This is a genomic window from Streptomyces sp. NPDC005761 (assembly GCF_040630635.1).
Classification (GTDB): Bacteria; Actinomycetota; Actinomycetes; order Streptomycetales; family Streptomycetaceae; genus Streptomyces.
Genome location: NZ_JBEXXX010000026.1, coordinates 1 through 20,411, shown reverse-complemented (window position 1 = coordinate 20,411; position 20,411 = coordinate 1). Strand labels below are relative to the sequence as shown.

At 69.2% G+C, this 20,411-nt stretch carries 14 protein-coding genes; 8 read left to right on the top strand and 6 right to left on the bottom strand.

Features of this window, described 5'->3' with window-relative positions:
• Window positions 1-189 precede the first annotated feature (189 nt).
• Window positions 190-1,815, top strand: a complete 1,626-nt coding sequence (locus ABZ434_RS22800) for an ISAzo13 family transposase (protein ID WP_359139963.1) — start codon at window positions 190-192, stop codon at window positions 1,813-1,815.
• 14 nt (window positions 1,816-1,829) lie between these two features.
• On the opposite strand, the gene ABZ434_RS22795 is transcribed toward ABZ434_RS22800, so the two are convergent.
• The 5 genes from ABZ434_RS22795 to ABZ434_RS22775 form a co-directional block, all read right to left on the bottom strand.
• Window positions 1,830-2,840, bottom strand: a complete 1,011-nt coding sequence (locus ABZ434_RS22795) for a serine/threonine-protein kinase (protein WP_359139776.1) — start codon at window positions 2,838-2,840, stop codon at window positions 1,830-1,832.
• Window positions 2,840-3,424 (bottom strand): hypothetical protein, encoded by a 585-nt coding sequence (locus ABZ434_RS22790; protein ID WP_359139773.1) that lies wholly within the window; start codon window positions 3,422-3,424, stop codon window positions 2,840-2,842. Before ABZ434_RS22790 ends, ABZ434_RS22795 begins: the two co-directional genes overlap by 1 nt.
• 9 nt (window positions 3,425-3,433) lie before the next feature.
• Window positions 3,434-5,788 carry an FHA domain-containing protein gene (locus ABZ434_RS22785; protein ID WP_359139770.1) on the bottom strand — a complete coding sequence of 785 codons (2,355 nt, stop codon included), beginning with the start codon at window positions 5,786-5,788 and terminating at the stop codon, window positions 3,434-3,436.
• A gap of 111 nt (window positions 5,789-5,899) precedes the next feature.
• Window positions 5,900-7,540, bottom strand: a complete 1,641-nt coding sequence (gene pgm, locus ABZ434_RS22780; protein ID WP_359139767.1) for a phosphoglucomutase (alpha-D-glucose-1,6-bisphosphate-dependent) — start codon at window positions 7,538-7,540, stop codon at window positions 5,900-5,902.
• 46 nt (window positions 7,541-7,586) lie between these two features.
• Entirely contained in the window at window positions 7,587-8,309 is a 723-nt protein-coding gene (locus tag ABZ434_RS22775; RefSeq protein WP_359139764.1) for a 4'-phosphopantetheinyl transferase superfamily protein, read from the bottom strand.
• 197 nt (window positions 8,310-8,506) lie between these two features.
• On the opposite strand from ABZ434_RS22775, the gene ABZ434_RS22770 reads away from it, so the two are divergent.
• Window positions 8,507-9,001: a GNAT family N-acetyltransferase gene (locus ABZ434_RS22770; protein WP_359139761.1), complete on the top strand. Its 495-nt coding sequence runs from the start codon at window positions 8,507-8,509 to the stop codon at window positions 8,999-9,001.
• A 129-nt stretch (window positions 9,002-9,130) separates the two neighbouring features.
• Here the strand turns inward: ABZ434_RS22770 and ABZ434_RS22765 are convergent, their stop codons facing one another.
• Complete coding sequence (locus ABZ434_RS22765; protein ID WP_359139758.1) at window positions 9,131-9,568, bottom strand: glutaredoxin domain-containing protein; 438 nt, start codon at window positions 9,566-9,568, stop codon at window positions 9,131-9,133.
• Window positions 9,569-10,043: 475 nt separating this feature from the next.
• Between ABZ434_RS22765 and ABZ434_RS22760 the strand changes: the two genes are divergently transcribed.
• The 6 genes from ABZ434_RS22760 to ABZ434_RS22735 all read left to right on the top strand — a co-directional run bounded on the left by ABZ434_RS22760 (window position 10,044) and on the right by ABZ434_RS22735 (window position 20,192).
• Window positions 10,044-14,333 carry a discoidin domain-containing protein gene (locus tag ABZ434_RS22760; RefSeq protein WP_359139755.1) on the top strand — a complete coding sequence of 1,430 codons (4,290 nt, stop codon included), beginning with the start codon at window positions 10,044-10,046 and terminating at the stop codon, window positions 14,331-14,333.
• A 214-nt stretch (window positions 14,334-14,547) separates the two neighbouring features.
• Entirely contained in the window at window positions 14,548-15,972 is a 1,425-nt protein-coding gene (locus ABZ434_RS22755) for an extracellular solute-binding protein (protein WP_359139752.1), read from the top strand.
• 91 nt (window positions 15,973-16,063) lie between these two features.
• The gene (locus tag ABZ434_RS22750) at window positions 16,064-17,023 is read left to right on the top strand and encodes a sugar ABC transporter permease (protein ID WP_359139749.1); all 960 of its coding nucleotides are present in this window, start codon (window positions 16,064-16,066) and stop codon (window positions 17,021-17,023) included.
• A gap of 15 nt (window positions 17,024-17,038) precedes the next feature.
• Window positions 17,039-17,998: a carbohydrate ABC transporter permease gene (locus ABZ434_RS22745; RefSeq protein ID WP_359139746.1), complete on the top strand. Its 960-nt coding sequence runs from the start codon at window positions 17,039-17,041 to the stop codon at window positions 17,996-17,998.
• Between the two features lie 139 nt (window positions 17,999-18,137).
• Window positions 18,138-19,763: a glycoside hydrolase family 13 protein gene (locus tag ABZ434_RS22740; RefSeq protein ID WP_359139743.1), complete on the top strand. Its 1,626-nt coding sequence runs from the start codon at window positions 18,138-18,140 to the stop codon at window positions 19,761-19,763.
• A 102-nt stretch (window positions 19,764-19,865) separates the two neighbouring features.
• Entirely contained in the window at window positions 19,866-20,192 is a 327-nt protein-coding gene (locus ABZ434_RS22735; RefSeq protein ID WP_359139740.1) for a cupin, read from the top strand.
• Window positions 20,193-20,411 lie beyond the last annotated feature (219 nt).

Here is a 20,411-nt window from a genome sequence, read left to right as displayed (position 1 = left end):
CCGCATACGGGACGTATTCGGGCGTTTCGACAACGGAGGGGGTCCCCCCGTGCCGTTCAGGCTGCGTTCAGGCTACGGGGGAGAGGTGGCGTAGCTGTCGTCGTGCGCCCGCCAGGAACTGCGGGACAGTCCTTAGGGATTGCAGATCATCAAGGTGTTGCTTCCCGGCCTGAGGCTCGTTGGTCTGGTATGCGCATCCCGGATGAGACTCGTGACCAACTCTGCGCGAAGTTCGCGGTGTTGTTCCCGCACCTTGACGAGCGGCAGCGACGGCTGCTGATGGGAACCGAGGCCCGGCTGCTGGGGCATGGTGGCATCCGCGCTGTCGCTCGGGCGGCCCAGGTCAGCGAGACGACGGTCCGCAATGGCGTGTTCGAGCTGGAATCCGGAGAGGAGCCGTTGGGGCGGGTCCGGCGTCCCGGCGGAGGACGCAAACGGGTCGCCGATCTGGATCCGGGGCTGCGGCCGGCACTACTGGCCCTGGTCGAGCCCGACGAGAGAGGCGACCCGATGTCGCCGCTGCGGTGGACGGTGAAATCGACCCGCACGCTCGCGGCGGAGCTGGCCCGGGCCGGGCACCGGATCAGCGCCGATACCGTTGGCGACCTGCTGCGGGAGGAAGGGTTCAGTCTTCAGGCCAACGCAAAGACGCTCGAGGGCAGTCAGCATCCGGACCGGGACGCCCAGTTCCGCTACCTCAACGAGCAGGCCCGCAACTACCGGGACGCCGGCCAGCCGGTCATCAGCGTGGACACCAAGAAGAAGGAACTCGTCGGCGACTTCAAGAACAGCGGCCGCCAGTGGCGTCCCGCCGGCGAGCCAGTCCCGGTCAGCGTCCACGACTTCCCCGACCCGCAGCTGGGCAAAGCCGTCCCCTACGGAATCTACGATCAGACCGCGAACACCGGCTGGGTCAACGTCGGCACCGATCACGACACCGCCGCGTTCGCAGTGGAATCGATCCGCCGCTGGTGGCACGGCCAGGGCCAGGCTGCCTACCCGCGCGCGACACGGCTGCTGATCACCGCCGACGCCGGCGGATCCAACGGCTACCGCACCCGGTCCTGGAAGCTCGAGCTAGCCCAACTCGCAGCTGAAACAGGGCTGACGATCACCGTGTGTCACCTACCACCAGGCACATCGAAGTGGAACAAGATCGAGCACCGGCTCTTCTCACACATCACCATGAACTGGAGCGGCCGCCCGCTGACCAGCCACGAAGTCATCGTGCAGTCCATCGCCGCGACCACCACCCGGACCGGACTGCGTGTGAGAGCCGAACTCGACACCAACACCTACCCGACCGGAGTCCGCATCAAAGACGCGGAAATGGCCGCCCTGCCGCTGACCCGGCACGCGTTCCAGGGCACCTGGAACTATGCACTGCACCCCCACCCATCACCCGTAATCCCGGTGGCCCGGGACCCGCAGACACCGGATCCGGAGTGGGACCAGGCCTTGCTCTCCGATCCAGCACTGACCGGAATGACCCGCCAGCAACTGAACGACCTCACCGAGACCCTGGCCTCGGACGGGGATATCCGGCGCGGTCGGCCGCCTCGGCTGGCCTTCGCCGACCAGGTCCTGGCCACCGTGCTCCACCTACAGGCCGCCCTGGCCGCGGAACCCCTCGCCGTGCTGTTCGGCACCAGCCGCACCGCGATGCACCGCACCCTCCTGAAGAACCGGCGACTGCTCGAGGCACACGGCATCACCATCCCACCGGCGACAACCCCACCCACGGCCCTCGCCGCCCTACAGGCCCGGGTCCAGGCACAGGCCGGCGAGGACAACAAGATCAAAACAACGTGTTAATGATCTGCAAGTCCTTAGCCGCGGAACACCGGCAACGCCCACGGCGGCGGTTCGGGCGGCGGTTCGGGCCCCGACTGCCAGGTGCCGATCCTCCGGGCCACCTGCGTCGGCGGATGCCCGCCCTGCATGTCGCCCCGCGCCGCGGCACGCAGGGCGGCCACGAACTGGAGGCACGAGTCGTAGCGGTCGTCCGGACTCTTGGAAAGGGCCTTCGCCAGCACCGAGTCGACGCCTGCCGGGAGATCGGGCCGCAGCTCCGTCAGCGCCGGCGGCGGGTCGTACTGGTGGGCCCACAACAACGCCATGTCGTCGTCGCGCTGGAACGGCGGAGCGCCGGCCATCGTCTCGTGCACGACGCACGCGAGGCTGTAGACGTCGCAGCGCCCGTCCACGGGACGGCCCGAGATCTGTTCGGGCGCCACGTAGTCGAGCGTTCCGACGAACTGGCCCACGGAGGTGAAACCGGTCAGCGACAGCGACTTCTTCGTCAGGCCGAAGTCCGTGAGGTACACATGCTCCGGATGGTCGCTGTCCGTACCCGCCGCGACCAGGATGTTTCCCGGTTTGACGTCCCGGTGCACCAGATCGTGGTCGTGCGCGGCATCCAGGGCGGACGCCACCTGGGCCGCGATCCGGACCGCGGTTCCCAGGGGAAGCGGTCCCTGCCGGTCGATGAGGGCACGCAGGTCCTGGCCGGCCACGTAACGCATCGCGATGTAGAGGATGCCCTCGGTCTCGCCCGCCTCGAAGACCGGCACGATGTGCGGGTGGTCGATCGCGGCCGCCACTCTCGACTCATGGGTGAAGCGCTTGCGGAAGGTGTCGTTGCGGGCGAGCTCCGGGGCGAGCAGTTTGAGTGCGACCGTGCGGTCCAGGCGCAGATCCTTGGCCCGGTAGACGACAGCCATCCCGCCGCGCCCGATCTCGCCCTCCACGAGGTAGTCGGCGATCTGCAGGCCGATCAGGTCGGAGGGCCGTCCGGTGGGCAGCGCGGAGTCGTCGGGGGGGCCGGTGGCAGGGGTCATCACCCGTCACCGGGCCGGGTCCGCGGATGCGTGCCGGGGTCGTCGACGAGCCGGGTCGCCTCCGGGGCGGCCGCGGGAGCCGGGGCGCTGCTCGGCCGGCCGGGGGCGGACTGGGCCGCGTAGGTCGTCAGCCGGGTGCCGTCCGTGTACAGCCAGCGCTCGTGCTCCGCGTCGAACAGCCACACGGCCTCGCCGTCGACGACCATGCCGGCGCGCAGCCCCTGGGTGCGGCGGCGGAAGGCCTCGCCGTCGATGCGGCCCTCGACGAGTTCCTCGGATGCCTGTCGGAAGCGGTTCAGCGACTCCTGGACCCGGGCCATCAGCGGCCGTGGGTCCGCCGTGCGGGCCATCGGCTGTCCGGCCTGCGGCGGGTCGTGCGGTACGGACACGAGCAGCCGGCCGTCGACCCAGGCGGACCAGCCGTTGGCGCACAGGACCTGCCCCCAGTCGCCGCGCCGGTCGAGCAGTTGGACGGGGAGCAGCGGGTCCAGGGGCTCGGTGGGACGGGACACGTCCGGAGCCTCCCAGGCGGGCAGCCCGTCCTGGGGGACGACGTGGGTGGGGCGGAAGTCCTCGGTCTCCATGGACCGCCCCTACTTCCGCATGATGGCGGGCTCGTGTCGGCGCAGGAGCCTGGCCACCGCGAATCCGAAGACGACGGAAAGCACCACGAGCATCCCCATGTTGAGCAGCCAGATCCCGGCGGAGTGCTCGAACAAGGGGTCCGCGGTCAGCTTCCCGGGCACGATCCGCGCCAGCCCGATCGTCCCCGCCATGGCGCCCAGCGCCCAGCGGGAGGGGATCAGCCAGGACAACTGCTCGATGCCGGGCACGCCGTGCAGCTTCAGCAGCGCGCCGCAGAAGACGACCTGGACGATCGCGAGCAGTACCAGGAGGGGCATGGTGACCTCCTCCTTGCGTACCAGGGCGGACACCAACAGGCCCAGCATCATCGCGGTGAAGGACAACAGCGCCACCGTCAGGGTAATTTCGGCCAGAGGTGGCAGGAGCACACCCTGCCCGCCCGGGGCGTTGAGGTCGACCCCGACGAGACCGACCAGGGTCAGCACGATGGCCTGGAGCACCGTGATGGTGCCCAGCACCACGACCTTGGACATCAGATATGCGGATCTGGACAGCCCGACGGCCCGTTCCCGCTGGTAGATCACCCGTTCCTTGACGAGTTCCCGGACCGCGTTCGCAGCGCCCGTCAGGACACCGCCGACACACAGGATGAGCAGCGCGTTCATCGCCGTCTCCTGCGTCAGCCGGCTTCCGGCCAGGGCTCGGGCCATCGCGCCCATCACGAACGGCAGCGCGATCATGATGACGAGGAACGTCCGGTCGGCGCCGAGCGCGGCCGCGTAACGGCGCACGAGGGTCCGCAGTTGCGCACCCCAGCTGCGGGTCTTCGGCGGTGGGGCGACGGCCGCCGCCGCCGCGTGCGGCAGCCGGGGCTGCGCGGTGGCGTTGGCGATGTACTGCCGGTGGAACGGGGAAGCGGCGAACTCCTCGGCCCAGGGCCGGTCGCGGTCGTTCTCGAACGCCTCGAACGCCTCCGGCCACTCGGCGAATCCGAAGAAGGCCAGCGCGTCCCCGGGCGGACCGTAGTAGGCGATCTTCCCGCCGGGCGCGAGCACCAGCAGCCGGTCGCACACGTCCAGGCTCAGCACGCTGTGCGTGACGACGATGACCGTGCGCCCGTCGTCGGCCAGTCCGCGCAGCATGTGCATGACCGAACGGTCCATGCCGGGGTCGAGGCCCGACGTCGGCTCGTCGAGGAAGAGCAGCGACGGCTTCGTCAGCAGCTCCAGCGCCACGCTCACCCGCTTGCGCTGGCCGCCGGAAAGGCTGTGGATCGGCTGGCCCGCCCGCTGGTCGAGACCGAGTTCACGCACCACTTCGTCGACCCGCTCCCGGCGCTCCGACTTGGCGGTGTCCTGCGGGAACCGGAGCTCCGCGGCGTAACCCAGCGCTCTGCGCACGGTCAACTGGGCGTGCAGGATGTCGTCCTGCGGCACCAGGCCGATGCGCTGGCGCAGTTCGGCGTAGTCATGGTAGAGGTCACGGCCGTCGTACAGGACGGTCCCCTCATCAGCAGGGCGCAGTCCGGTCAGGGCGTTCAGAAGCGTGGACTTGCCCGCGCCGCTCGGCCCCACCACACCCAGCAGGCACTTCTCGCCCACCGGGAAGGCGACGTGGTCGAGCAGCGTCTTGCGTCCCTTGTCGACGGTGACTGCCAGGTCCTGGACGTCGAGCGACACCTCGCCGGTGTCGACGAACTCCTGCAGCGTGTCCCCGACCAGACAGAAGGCGGAGTGCCCGATGCCCACGATGTCTCCGGGGGAGACCGGTGCGCGGTCGGCCGGCTGACCGTTGAGGAAGGTTCCGTTGTGCGAGCCGAGGTCGACGATCTCGTACGTGCCGTCCGTATGGGCCAGCAGTTCGGCGTGGTGGCGGGAGACGCTCAGATCGTCGACGACCAGGTCGTTTCCTGAGCCGCGCCCGATCCGTACGGTGCGGGACGGCAGGGGTCGCACGGTGGTCGGCTGCCGGAAGGTGCCGGTCGCGGCTGGCATGGAGACGGCCGAGGGCCGGTCCGGCGTGGTGGGGATCGGCTTCGGTACCGGCCGGACCTTCAGTACGGCCTGCGGCCCGTCCTCCGGATGGCCGAAGCGGATGCGGGTGCCGGGCCCGACGTCCGCTTCATGGACCTGTTGGCCACCGGTGTAGGTACCGTTCGTGCTGCCCTCGTCCTCGATGGACCAGTGGCCGTCCAGCGCCCTGAGCACCGCGTGGTGCCATGAGACCCGGACGTCGTCGATGACGATGTCGCTCAAGGGGTCGCGTCCGACGTGGTACTCCCGGCCCGGACTCATCACCGTGGGCCCTGCGTCGGTTTCGAGTACGAGTTCGGGCGCCGTTGGCGCGACAGGCCGCTCTCCCATGCCTGAATTCTATCGACCGGTACCGTTATGTGCCCGGCAAGACGACTGTGTGCGGGGCGGGGGGAGCCCGCTCGCCCCCGCACCGGCCGGCGCGGGGGGAGGCGGCTTCCGTCAGGCGTCCAGGGCCGCGGAGACGACGGCCTTCGCCTCCTCCTGGACGCGGGCCAGGTGTTCGGTGCCCCGGAAGGACTCCGCGTAGATCTTGTAGACGTCCTCGGTGCCCGAGGGACGCGCCGCGAACCAGGCGTTCTCCGTCGTCACCTTGATCCCGCCGATCGCCGCCCCGTTGCCCGGGGCCGAGGTGAGCACGGCCGTGACCGGTTCGCCCGCCAGGGTGTCGGCGCTGACCTGCTCGGGGGAGAGGCGTGCCAGCACAGCCTTCTGATCGCGGTCCGCGGGAGCGTCGATCCGGGCATATGCCGGCTCACCGAACCGGGCGGTCAGAGCGGCGTAGTGCCGGGACGGCGACTCGCCCGTCACCGCGAGGATCTCGGAGGCCAGCAGGGCCAGCAGGATGCCGTCCTTGTCCGTCGTCCAGACCGATCCGTCACGGCGCAGGAACGACGCCCCGGCCGATTCCTCGCCGCCGAAGCCGAGCGACCCGTCGGCCAGGCCGTCGACGAACCACTTGAAGCCGACCGGGACCTCCACCAGCTTCCGGCCGAGATCGGCGGCGACCCGGTCGATCATGCCGGACGACACCAGGGTCTTGCCGATGCCTGCGTCCGCCGGCCAGCGGTCGCGGTGCGCGTACAGGTAGTTGATGGCCACGGCGAGGTAGTGGTTCGGATTCATCAGACCCCCGTCCGGGGTGACGATGCCGTGCCGGTCCGCATCGGCGTCGTTGCCGGTCGCGATCGAAAAGCGGTCGCGCTGCCCGATCAGTGAGGCCATCGCGTACGGCGAGGAGCAGTCCATCCGGATCTTGCCGTCCCAGTCCAGCGTCATGAACCGCCAGGTGGGGTCGGTGAGCGGATTGACCACCGTCAGGTCGAGCCGGTGCTGCTCGGCGATCCGGCCCCAGTACGCGACCGAGGCGCCGCCCAGGGGATCGGCGCCGATCCGCACCCCCGCCGCACGCACCGCGTCCAGGTCGAGCACGGACGGCAGGTCCGACACGTAGCCGCCCAGGAAGTCGTACGTTCCGGTCGAGGGCGCCGCCAGCGCCCGCACGTACGGCATACGGCGGACGTCCTTGAGGCCGCCGGCGATGATCTCGTTGGCCCGCTCCTGGATCCAGCCCGTGGACTCCGACCCGGCCGGTCCGCCGTTCGGCGGGTTGTACTTGAATCCGCCGTCACCCGGCGGGTTGTGCGAAGGGGTCACCACCACACCGTCCGCGAGGTGCGAGGTGCGGCCCCGGTTGTACGTGAGGATGGCGTGCGAGACCGCGGGGGTCGGCGTGTAGCCGTCGGCGGAGTCGATGAGCACGGTGACGTCGTTCGCGGCGAACACCTCGATGGCCGTCACCCGCGCGGGCTCCGACAGCGCGTGGGTGTCGGCCCCTAGGAAGAGCGGCCCGTCCGTGCCCTGCCGCGCCCGGTACTCGCTGATCGCCTGGCTCGTCGCCGCGATGTGGTCCTCGTTGAACGCGGTGGCCGTCGACGACCCGCGATGCCCCGAGGTACCGAAGGCGACCCGCTGGCCCGGTTCGGCGGGGTCGGGATGCAGCGTGTAGTACGCCGTCACCAGCCGCGCCACATCGGTCAAATCCTCCGGGCGCGCCTGCTGCCCGGCTCGTGTCTGCGGCATCTGCCACTCCTCCGTATCGGTCGGTCGGTACGATTTGCCCGCCCCGTCATTTTCGTGGGTCGCCCTCGCGGGCGGGCGGCTGCCCCGCCGCGCGGACGGCCACCGCCGCCGCATATCCCGCGGGGACCTCGACATCGGTGACCGTCCAGCCCCCGGGGCCGGGCCGGGGCCGGAGGCCGGTGCCCACGTGTTCGGCCGCGAGACCGTCGGCCAGGCCAATGCCCTCGCCCTTCAGATAGGCCTCCTTGCGGGTCCACACCCGGCCGAAGGCGGCCGGACGCTCATTCTCGGGAAGCTCCGCCAGCTCGCGGGACTCCGCCGGATGCAGCTGACCGGCTATCTCGGACACGGTCCCGGGCTTCGGGACGAGCTCGACGTCCACCCCCACAGGGGCGTCCGCGAAAGCCAGCAGTGCGACCCCCCGGGTGTGCGAAAGGGAGAAGTGCACCTTGCCTTCGGTCGCGGGACGGCCGTGAGGGCCGCCGCAGGAAGGGCACGGCTCCCGGGTGAAGGGCACGGCGTGCGGAGCGAGGCCCAGTCGCGCCCCCAGCAGCAGTCGCAGGGCCACGTGCGCGGCGACGTAGCACGTGCGGTCGGCCTCGACCACCAGGCGCGCCGCCCTGTCCAGTTCGCCGGCGTCGAAGACCCCCGGCGCTAGCCGCTGCGCCTGCCCGCCGTCTCGTACCGCGTCAACCAGCCACAACGCGGGGACGCCCGGTGGGAAGAGAGGAGCCGGGATCCGGTGGCCGTCTCCGGGGAAAGCGAACACGTGGGGCTGATACACCGTTACGTCGATTCCTTCGCCGGGCGGGCGCCGTGAGGACGTGTCACGGCGGAGCGGTCACCCATATCCTATGGAGATGGGGGCCGGGCCCGACGTACGTTCGATCACAGGGTGGCCAGTTCGCCGCGCTCACGGGCGGCCGACCTTTCCCGTCACCCGGACCCTTCGGACAGGAGAACCGGATGTCATCGGACAGCCCCGCGCCCCCAGACGCTGTACTGCTGCGGGAGGCACGCGTCGAGGACGCCGAACGCCTCACCCGGCTCTTCCTCGATTCCCGCGCCGCTGCCATGCCCTACCTGGCGAGGGTGCACAGTGACGAGGCCACGCTCGGCTGGATGACCCACGTCGTGCTGCCCGGCACGGACGTCTGGGTGGCCGAGCTCCGCGAGAGCGGGGGAGCGGCACGGCCCGTCGGCTTCGTCTCGCTCGACGGCGAGGAACTCGAACACCTCTATCTGCGCCCGGACATGCGACGGCGGGGCATCGGAACGCTGTTGCTGGCAAAGGCCAGGGAGCGCAGCCCGCAGGGGCTCGCTCTCCACGCCTTCCAGCGCAACGCGGGCGCCCGTGCCTTCTACGAGCGGCACGGATTCACCGCCGTCGCATTCGATGACGGCAGCCGCAACGAGGAGAACGAGCCGGACGTCAGATACCGCTGGAGCCCGTCGGACTGAACCGGCGGACGTACGCGACGGGAACGACGAGCGGGGTCCCGTGGCAGGGCCCCGCTCCTCGTCGTGCTTCCAGGTGGCCGCGGCGAACGGACATGCAGAGGGGCGTTCCCCCGTCCCACCCGGGCCCGGTCATGCGAGCGGGGGGAGCTGTTCGCGCACCCACGCGGGATCCGGGTTGACATGGGGCCGGCCTGCGACGACGACAGTCGGCACGGTCTCGTTGCCGTCGTTGGCCGCCCTCACCACTGCCGCTCCGTCCGGGTCGCGCCAGATGTCGACCCAGTGCAATCGGCCGGCGCTCGCGCCCAACCGGACGCGCAGCCGCAGACAGTACTTGCAGCCCGACCGCCAGAAGACGACGGGCCGGCCGTCGACCGCGCTGCGGCGTTGTGCCTCCAGCGCACCGATGGACCTCGGAAAGACCAGGGGCGAGTTCACCCCTGCGAGCAGCACGAACATCGGCAGGACCGCTGCGGCTTCCCCGGCCCGTCCCCGCACGATCAGTGCGGTGGCAACGACTGAGCCGCAGAGCACGAGCAACATCGGCAGAATCCATGCGCGCATCATGGTGACGCAGGTTAGCGCCGGGCCTGCGCCCTCGTCGGACCGGGGGCGCCCCCCTGCCGCACGGCCCGGCGAACGGATGAATGGCCGACCCGGCGCCCGCCCGTCGCGCGTGCCGGCGCTCGGCGCGACGGTCCGGCCGTCCAGCGGCCCTCCCCTCTCGGCTCCGGTTCCGAGCTGGCACCTTTCAGCGCCTTTCATATCTGCGCAAATTTCTTGCGCTGAGTGCGGCCGCGTGGACGATCGAGCGCGGGCACGTCAAATGCGTTAATTGTCAGCCTAGTTGTGGCGGCATGGCGGAGTCCGTTTAGGTTCTCACTTCTGTCGCAACGGTGGACGATCCCTCACTTCTCTGCAATTCTCTGACCGCTAAACGCAAAAGTCCATCCTGTTGGTGCAGGAAATCATGCTCCAGCAGGTACGCAGACAGAGCCGCGCCTTGGTCGCGCCCTGCGCCGAGGCCGAAGATCGGGGACATATGAGAACGCAACGCCGCCGATGGCGGGTCCTTTCCGCCGCGCTCACGACCAGCCTGCTGATGGTCGGCTGGCCGGCGCTCGACGCGTCGGCCGCCGACGGCCCGAACATCGCCGCCGGTCACCGTGCGGCAGCGAGCAGCGCGGGCAGTGGGAGAGGGGCCGGGAACATCGCCGACGGAGATCCGTCGACGTACTGGCAGGGGTCGGGCAGTGCCCTGCCGCAGTGGGTGCAGAGTGATCTGGGCAAGGTCACCCGCATCGACCGGGTCACCCTGAAACTTCCCGAGGGCTGGAAGAGCCGCCGTCAGACCCTCTCGCTCCAGGCCAGTGCCGACGGCACCAGCTTCACCACGCTGAAGACCTCGGCCGCTTACACCTTCGCGCCGGGCAGCTCCAACAAGGTGACCATCGACGTCCCCGCGACCCGGGCACGGTTCGTGCGGGCGGACATCACCGCCAACTCCGCCTCGAAGAACGGCCAGCTCGCCGAGCTGGAGGTCCGGGCGGCCGCCGAGTCGTCGGTGAACCTGGCGGCAGGCCGCACGCTCACGGCCAGCAGCTACACCCAGACCTACGTCGCCGCCCACGCCAACGACGGCAACGCGGCGAGCTACTGGGAGAGCCGCAACAACGAGCTGCCGCAGTGGATCCAGGCCGACCTCGGTTCATCCGTCCGGGTGGACCGAGTGGTGCTGCGCCTGCCGGACGGCTGGGAGACCCGCAGCCAGACCCTGAAGATCCAGGGCAGTTCCAACGGCACCGACTTCAGCGATCTGACGCAGGCAACGCCCTACACCTTCAGCCCCACGGCAGGAGAGTCGGCGACGATCTCCTTCGACGCCACGACCACCCGCTACGTGCGCGTGCTCGTGAGCGCCAACTCCGTCCAGCCGGGCGCCCAGGTCTCCGAGCTGGAGATCTACGGACCGGCATCCGGTGACACCGTGGCGCCGAGCGCACCGTCGCAGCTGGCGTACACCGAACCGGCCACCGGACAGATCCGACTGACCTGGAAGGCGTCGACGGACGACACCGCCGTCACGGGCTACGACATCTACGCCGACAACACGCTGCTGACGAGCGTGGCCGGCACCGTCACCACGTTCACCGACACCCGTCCGGCCGGGGCGACCGTGTCGTACTACGTCCGCGCCAAGGACGCGGCCGGCAACGCCTCGGCGAACAGCAACACCGTCACCCGTACCGGCAGTACCGGCGACACCCAGGCGCCGACCGCGCCGGCCGGCCTGAGTTTCACCGAGGCGACCGCCGGCCAGATCAAACTGGTCTGGCAGGCCTCCACCGACAACAAGGGCGTCACCGGGTACGACATCTACGCCAACAACGTGCTGCGCAAGAGCGTGGCGGGCGACGTCACCACCTACACCGACGCCCAGTCGGCCGGGACCACCGTCTCCTACACCGTCCGGGCGAAGGACGCGGCGGGCAACGTATCGGGTGACAGCAACACCGTCACCCGCAACGGCAGCACGGGCGCCGCGTCCAACCTCGCGATCGGCAAGCCCATCACCGCCTCGTCCGTGGTCCACACGTTCGCCGCGGAGAACGCCAACGACAACAGCGTGACCACCTACTGGGAAGGCGCGGGGGGAAGTTACCCGAACACGCTGACCGTGAAGCTGGGGGCCAACGCCGACACCGAGAGCGTCGTCGTCAAGCTCAACCCGGACAGCAGCTGGGGGGCCAGGACCCAGAACATCCAGGTCCTCGGCCGGGAGCAGGGCGCGTCGTCCTTCACCGGTCTGGTCGCGGCCAAGGACTACGCGTTCAGCCCGGCAAGCGGCAACGCGGTGACCATCCCGGTCGGCGCCCGGGTCGCCGACGTCCAGCTGAAGTTCACCTCCAACACCGGCGCGCCCGCCGGTCAGGTCGCGGAGTTCCAGGTGCTGGGCTCACCGGCACCCAATCCGAACCTCCAGGTCAGCGCGGTGACCGCGGCCCCGGCCGCGCCGGTCGAGTCGGACCCGGTCACGCTCACCGCCACGGTGCGCAACAGCGGTCCGGTCGCGGCGCCGGCGAGCAAGGTCGAGTTCCGGCTCGGTGGTTCCAAGATCGCCACCGCGTCCGTGGGTGCGCTGGCGGGCGGGGCCTCGGCCCAGGTCAGCGCCGAGATCGGCCCGCGCGACGCGGGCACGTACGCACTGAGCGCGGTGGCCGACCCGGCGAACGAGGTCATCGAGCAGAACGAGACCGACAACACCTACACCAGCACGACGGGCCTGGTCGTGAAGCCGGTCGCCAGCTCGGACCTGGTCTCCACCGGGGTCAGCACCTCTCCGTCGGCGCCGTCCGCCGGTCAGAACGTCGCCTTCTCGGTCGCCGTCAGGAACCAGGGCTCGGTGGCCTCCGCCTCCGGCGGCCACGCCATCACGCTGACGCTGACCGATTCCAAGGGCGCCACGGTGAAGACCCTCACCGGCACCTATTCCGGGGCGATAGCCGCGGGCGCGACCAGCGCCCCGGTGAACCTGGGCAGCTGGACCGCGGTCAACGGCTCGTACTCCGTGAGGACGGTGATCGCGGACGACGCCAACGAACTCCCGGTCAAGCGTGAGAACAACACCGCCACCAGCTCGCTCTTCGTCGGACGCGGCGCCAACATGCCGTACGACATGTACGAGGCGGAGGACGGGGTCACCGGCGGTGGCGCCCAGGTCGTCGGCCCGAACAGGACCGTCGGCGACATCGCGGGCGAGGCGTCCGGCCGTAAGGCCGTCACCCTCAACAGCACCGGCAACTATGTGGAGTTCACCACCAGGGCGAGCACCAACTCCCTGGTGACCCGCTTCTCCGTCCCGGACTCGGCGGGCGGCGGGGGCATCGACTCCAAGCTGAACGTCTATGTGGACGGCACCTTCCTCAAGGCGATCGACCTCACCTCGAAGTACGCGTGGCTGTACGGCGCCGAGACCGGTCCCGGCAACTCCCCGGGTTCGGGTTCGCCGCGGCACATCTACGACGAGGCGAACATGCTGCTGGGCAGGACGGTCCCGGCCGGCAGCAGGATCCGGCTCCAGAAGGACGCCGCGAACACCAGCACCTACGCGATCGACTTCATCAGCCTGGAGCAGGCGACGCAGATCCCGAACCCGGACGCGGCCGCCTACGCCGTTCCCGCCGGGTTCACCCACCAGGACGTCCAGAACGCCCTGGACAAGGTCCGGATGGACACCACGGGCAAGCTGGTCGGCGTCTATCTGCCGGCAGGTGACTACCAGACCGCGAGCAAGTTCCAGGTCTACGGGAAGGCCGTCAAGGTCGTCGGAGCCGGTCCCTGGTACACCAGGTTCTTCGCCCCCTCCGGCCAGGAGAACACCGACAACGGCTTCCGCGCCGAGGCCAGCGCCAAGGGGTCCACGTTCGCGAACTTCGCGTACTTCGGGAACTACACCTCGCGCATCGACGGGCCGGGCAAGGTGTTCGACTTCTCCAACGTCTCGGACATCGTCATCGACAACGTCTGGAACGAGCACACGGTGTGCCTCTACTGGGGCGCGAACACCGACGGCATCACCATCAAGAACTCCCGCATCCGCGACACGTTCGCCGACGGCATCAACATGACGAACGGCTCGACGGACAACCACGTTGTGAACAACGAGTCCCGGGCCACCGGAGACGACAGTTTCGCGCTGTTCTCGGCGATCGACTCCGGCGGCGCGGACATGAAGAACAACGTCTACGAGAACCTCACGTCCCTGCTGACCTGGCGTGCGGCGGGCGTCGCCGTCTACGGCGGCTACAACAACACCTTCCGCAACATCCACATCGCGGACACCCTCGTCTACTCCGGCATCACCGTCAGTTCGCTGGACTTCGGCTACCCGATGAACGGCTTCGGGACCGATCCGACGACGGTCGAGAACGTCTCGGTGGTCCGCTCGGGCGGCCATTTCTGGGGGACGCAGACCTTCCCCGGGATCTGGCTGTTCTCCGCGTCCAAGGTCTTCCAGGGCATCCGGATCAACCACGTGGACATCGTCGATCCGACGTACAGCGGCATCATGTTCCAGACCAACTACGTCGGGGGCCAGCCCCAGTTCCCCATCAAGGACACGATCCTGACCGACATCTCGATCTCGGGCGCCCGTAAGAGCGGGGATGCCTTCGACGCCAAGTCCGGCTTCGGGCTGTGGGCCAACGAGATGCCGGAGTCCGGCCAGGGGCCCGCCGTCGGTGAGGTCACCTTCAACGGGCTGAAGTTCAGCAACAACGCCCAGGACGTGAAGAACACGACGTCCACCATGAAGATCAACATCAACCCGTAGCCGGCACGGCATCCAGGGGCGTCGTCCGGTCTGCCGGACGGCGCCCCGTGCTGCGTGCGCGCCGCCCCTCGCACGCCGCGTGCGAAGAGCTGTCAAACTTTTACGAAAACTGCGCGAGATATTGCGTTCACATGTCGGCACTGGTTGAGTGTGGCTCGCCCCGGCAGAGAGTCGGCCGAGGGCCATCCACGCTCATGCCCAAAGGGGAACATCGATGAGAAGTGCTGGGTTGCGCCGCACACGCCGTATCAGCCGTGCCTCCGCGGCTGCCCTTGTCACCGCACTTGCCCTGACCTCGCTCGCCTCCTGCGGCACGAGCAGCAGCAAGGACGACGACTCGAGCAGTGCGTCCAAGGGTTCGTCCGACCCTTCGGCTCCGCTGGACCCGAAGACGAAGGTGACGATCTCGATCGACTGCATGCCGCCGGCGGCCAAGGCCGCGGAGCTGCGTGAGTGGAACGAGGACATCAAGACGTTCAACAAGACCTACCCGAACGTCAAGATCAACGGGAAGTCCACCCCCGGCCAGTGCAACGAGCCGCCCCGCTTCACCGCCATGCTGAAGGGGAAGTCGCAACCCGACGTCTTCTACGCGTACTTCACCGACCTCCAGCAGGTGCTGGACAACGACGGGGCCGAGGACATCTCCGCCTACGTCAACGACAAGTCCGTCCCCGCGCTCAAGGACATCCAGCCCCAGGTCATCGATGTGGCCCGCAAGGACGGCAAGCTCTACGCCCTGCCGACCAGCAACTACACCATGGGCCTGATGATCAACCGGAAGCTGTTCACACAGGCCGGTCTCGACCCGAACACCCCGCCCGCCACCTGGGACGAGGTCCGCACCGCCGCCAAGAAGATCGCGGGCCTGGGCAAGGGCATCGCCGGCTTCGGCGAGTACAGCGCCGGCAACAACGGCGGCTGGCACTTCGCCGCCACCCAGTACGGCCTCGGAGGGGACGTCGTCGACGCCTCGGGCAAGAAGGCCGCCTTCAACGACGCCACCGGCAAGCAGGTCCTCCAGCAGCTGCACGACATGCGCTGGGAGGACGACAGCATGGGCAAGACCCAGCTGCTGAAGTGGGGCGACCTGCAGAAGCAGATATCCAGCGACAAACTGGGCATGTTCCTCGCCGCCCCCGACGACATCGCGTACATGGTGCAGCAGCTCGGCGCCCAGTACGAGACCTTCGGCCTGGGCCCGATCCCCGGCGCCAAGGGCACCCTGTTCGGCGGCAACAACTACATGATCAAGAAGGGCAGTTCGCCCGACCAGATCAAGGCCGCCGTCGCCTGGCTGAACTTCAAGAACCTCACCCCGGGCAAGGGGCAGTTCGACTGGGCCCGCACCAAGGCCGACAAGCTTCCCGTCGGGCTTCCGCAGCCGAACTTCTTCCTCGGGGACAGCAAGGCCAAGGACGACGCGTCACGCACCGCAAACGCCTCGATGCCCATCGAGAACTTCAAGGCCTTCATGGACAACCCCGTCCAGGGGAAGGCCGAGCCGCCGAAGGCGCAGGAGATCTACAAGATCCTCGACAACGCCATGTCCGGTGTGCTGACCAACAGGGACGCGAACGTCGACAAGCTGCTCTCCACCGCCGAGCAGCAGGTCAACCAGGTTCTGGCGAACCAGTAACGGACGCGCGGGACCGGGTCACGCGGACCCGGTCCCGCATCCGGACCCGTCCGACTGCGCTCGAAGTTCACCGGCACCGAGGAGACACACCATGTCGGCCCCTACCCTGTCCGCCCGCAAGGCGACCGGAGCCCGCCCGGGACAACCAGGCCCCGCCCGCCGCAGCTCCGCCCGCGAGGAGTTCCTGCGCGCCGTGCGCCGCAACATCTCGGCACACGGCTTCCTGATCGGAGCGGTGCTCTGCTTCTCGCTCTTCTCCTGGTATCCGATGGTCAGGGAGTTCATCCTGGCCTTCCAGAAGACCGAGGACGGCAAGACCAGCTGGGCCGGCTGGTCCAACCTGACCTACGTCTTCAACGACCCGGCGTTCTGGCAGGCCTGGCGCAACACCCTGCTGTTCACCGTGCTCGCGCTGCTGCTCGGTTTCGTCGTCCCGTTCGTCGTCGCGGTCGTGCTGAACGAGTTCCGCCACGGACAGGGCTATCTGCGACTGCTCGTCTACCTTCCGGTGATGCTGCCGCCGGTGGCCTCGGTCCTGCTCTTCAAGTACTTCTACGACCCCGGCTACGGACTCTTCAACCGCATCCTGGACGTTTTCCACCTGCCCGCCCAGCAGTGGCTCCAGGACACCGACACCGCCATGCTCTCGGTCGTCATCGCGGCGACCTGGATGAACATGGGCGGCGCGACCCTGATCTACCTGGCCGCGCTCCAGGGCATCCCCGGGGAGCTCTACGAGGCGGCGGAACTCGACGGCGCCGGGCTGCTGCGAAAGGTCTGGCACGTCACCATCCCGCAGACCCGGCTCATCCTCTCCCTGCTCCTGCTCATGCAGGTCATCGCCACGATGCAGGTCTTCACCGAGCCGTTCCTGCTCACCAACGGCGCCGGACCGGAAGGTTCCACCACCACCGTCGTCTACCTCATCTACCAGTACGCCTTCAACTTCAACAACTACGGCAGCGCTGCGGCACTCGGCCTCGTCCTGCTCGTCGTGCTCGCGGGCTTCTCCGCGGTGTACGTACGGCTGAGCCGCAACAGCGAAGACTAGGACGGGAGAACGACCATGGCATCGAACACACTGGTCTCCCGGCGCGGGAGCCACGGGCGCGGAGCCGGCCGGCGCAGGGCCGGACGCGCGGCCGACGCGGGGCGCCAGCGCACCCTGATCTCACCGGCCCAGCTCGGCAGACCCCGTGGCAAGGCCTTCTACTGGATCGTCTTCGGCCTGGTGGTCGTCCTGTTCACGGTGGCCTTCCTCGGGCCGCTGTACTGGATGGTCACCGGTGGCCTCAAAACCACCCAGGAAGTCGTCCAGAGCCCGCCCACCGCCTTCCCCAGCTCACTCCACACCGAGAACTACAGCCAGGCCTGGACCGTGATGGACCTGTCCAAGCTGCTCTTCAACACCCTGTACTACGCCTTCGGCGCGCTCTTCTTCCAGCTCGTCTTCGACGTCGCGGCCGCGTACTCGCTGTCCAAGCTGCGGCCGGTGTTCGGCAAGGTCATCCTCGGGATGATGCTGGCCACCCTGATGATCCCGGCCACCGTTCTGGTCGTACCCCAATACCTCACCGTGCTGGACGTCCCGGTCTTCCAGCGCAATCTGGTCAACTCGCCCTGGGTGATCTGGCTGCCGTCGGTCACCAACGCCTTCAACATCTTCCTGCTGAAGCGGTTCTTCGACTCCATCCCGCGCGAACTCCTCGACGCCGCCGCGATCGACGGCGCATCGCCCGTGCGCACCCTGCGCTCGATCGTCCTGCCGATCTCCCGGCCGATTCTCGGCGTCGTCTCCATCTTCGCCGTCGTCGGGGTGTGGAAGGACTTCCTCTGGCCGATGCTCACCCTGCCCGACCCCAGCAAGCAGACGCTCAACGTCGGTATCTACTCGCTGGCCAGTGGCGTGCCCGAGAACGTACTCATCGCCGCACTCACCATCGCGTCGATCCCGACGCTGCTCATCTTCCTGCTCTTCCAGCGCAACATCATGAGCGGTCTGACCGCGGGCGGCCTCAAGGGCTAGCAGCCCTTTCCAGGACCGCGCCCCGCCCGGCCGGGGGCCCCGTCCGGCCGCCATCCCCCAGCACTCCGCCGCCGGCCCTCCATCCTGCCCCGCTCGCCGGGCCGGCGGCGGAGTCCCACCTGCCCGAAAGGAACGTCACGTGGCAGCCAACCGTCCGTCCGAGGCCACCGCGAACTGGTGGCGGGACGCCGCCATCTACCAGATCTACGTACGCAGCTTCGCCGATGGCGACGGTGACGGCACCGGCGACCTCGCGGGGGTCCGGGCCAAGCTGCCCTACCTCGTCGAACTGGGCGTGGACGCACTCTGGTTCACCCCCTGGTACCTCTCACCGCTCGCCGACGGCGGCTACGACGTGGCCGACTACCGCACCATCGATCCCGCGTTCGGCACCCTCGCCGAGGCGGAGAAGCTGATCGCCGAGGCCCGCGGGCTGGGCATCCGCACCATCATCGACATCGTGCCCAACCACGTGTCCGACCAGCACGCATGGTTCCGGGCCGCCCTCGAAGCCGGCTCCGGCAGTCCCGAGCGCGACCTCTTCCACTTCCGTGCCGGCCGCGGCGCCGACGGTGAGATCCCGCCCAACGACTGGGTATCCGAATTCGGCGGCACGCCCTGGACCCGGCTGGACGACGGGGAGTGGTACCTCCATCTGTTCGCCACCCAGCAGCCCGACCTCAACTGGGCCCACCCCGCGGTCCGCCAGGAGCACGAGGACGTGCTGCGCTTCTGGTTCGAGCGCGGTGTCTCGGGCGTACGGATCGACTCGGCCGCCCTGCTCGCCAAGGACCCCGCGCTGCCCGACTTCGTCCCGGGCAGCGACCCGCACCCCTTCGTCGACCGCGACGAACTGCACGACATCTACCGTTCCTGGCGCGCCATCGCCGACGAGTACGACGGAGTGTTCGTCGGCGAGGTGTGGCTCCCGGACACCGAGCGGTTCGCCCGCTACCTGCGACCCGACGAACTGCACACCGCCTTCAACTTCAACTTCCTGGCCTGCCCGTGGGACGCCGCGATGCTGCGGACCGCGATCGACGACACCCTTGCCGAGCACGCGTCGGTCGGCGCCCCGGCCACCTGGGTCCTGTGCAACCACGACGTGACCCGCACCGTCACCCGCTACGGCCGTGCGGAGACCGGCTTCGACTTCGCCGCGAAGACGTTCGGCACCCCCACCGACCTCGCCCTCGGCACCCGCAGGGCCCGCGCCGCGGCCCTCCTCTCGCTGGCCCTGCCCGGCGCGGCCTACCTCTACCAGGGTGAGGAACTCGGACTGCCGGAGGCCGACATCCCACTGGACCGCATCCAGGACCCGATGCACTTCCGCAAGGGCGGCACCGACCCGGGACGCGACGGCTGCCGGGTCCCGCTGCCCTGGTCGGCGGGGGAACCGCATGCCGGATTCGGCGCCACCACCGCACCCTGGCTGCCGCAGCCGGCCGACTGGTCCCGGTATGCCGCCGAGCTCCAGGCCGACGACCCGGACTCGATGCTCGGTCTGTACCGCGAGGCCCTGCGGCTGCGCCGGAGCGAACCGGGCTTCGAAACGGCGGGCGAGCCCGGGATACGCAGACTGACCTGGCTGGACACGGGGTCCGAGGTGCTCGCCTTCACACGGGGCGAAGGTCTCGTCTGCGTGGTCAACCTGGCCGCCGAGGCCGCGGAGCTGCCCCCGTACACCAGGATTCTGCTGAGCAGCGGCCCCCTGGACGGTACGGGAAGACTGCCGCGGGACACCGCGGTCTGGCTGCGCGTCTGACCGCCCCGCCGAGAACCCACCTGCCGACGGACCCGGCCGCGCTCAGCACGGCCGGGTCCGTCAGGATCGCGGGGGAGCGAGGGCTGCGGCACAGTGGGGCACATGGACGTACCCAATGATCTGAACGCACTGGCCGACGAGCACCTGGCCGCCGCCCGCACCTCCCCGCACGGCCGCAGCGCCCACCTCCTGCTCCATGAGGACCCGCTGCGCCAGACCGTCATCGCGCTGGCCTCGGGCCGCTCGCTCGACGAGCACAACGCCCCGCCGGCCGCGTCCCTCCAGGTGCTGCGCGGCTCGGTCCGGCTCACGGCCGCTTCGGGCGATGTGGAACTCGCCGCCGGGCAACTGCATCCGATCCCGCAGGAACGGCACGGGCTGCTCGCCCTGGAGGACGCCGCGGTGCTGCTCACGGCCGTCAACGACTGACGGGACGGGTCAGGCGGCGGGTCGCCGGGACCGGTCAGCTGCCGGGCAGCGCGTCCCGGCGGTGTCGAAGGAAGTCCTGCTCCGCCTTGTTGTCGGTGAGCCGGGCGGCGGCTTCGTACGAAGCCGCCCCCCCGGGGGACCCCCCCCCCCAAAAAAACACACACGCAACCGCACCGGTAGGCAAACAGCGAAACCGCAACCCCCCCCCCCACACACCCC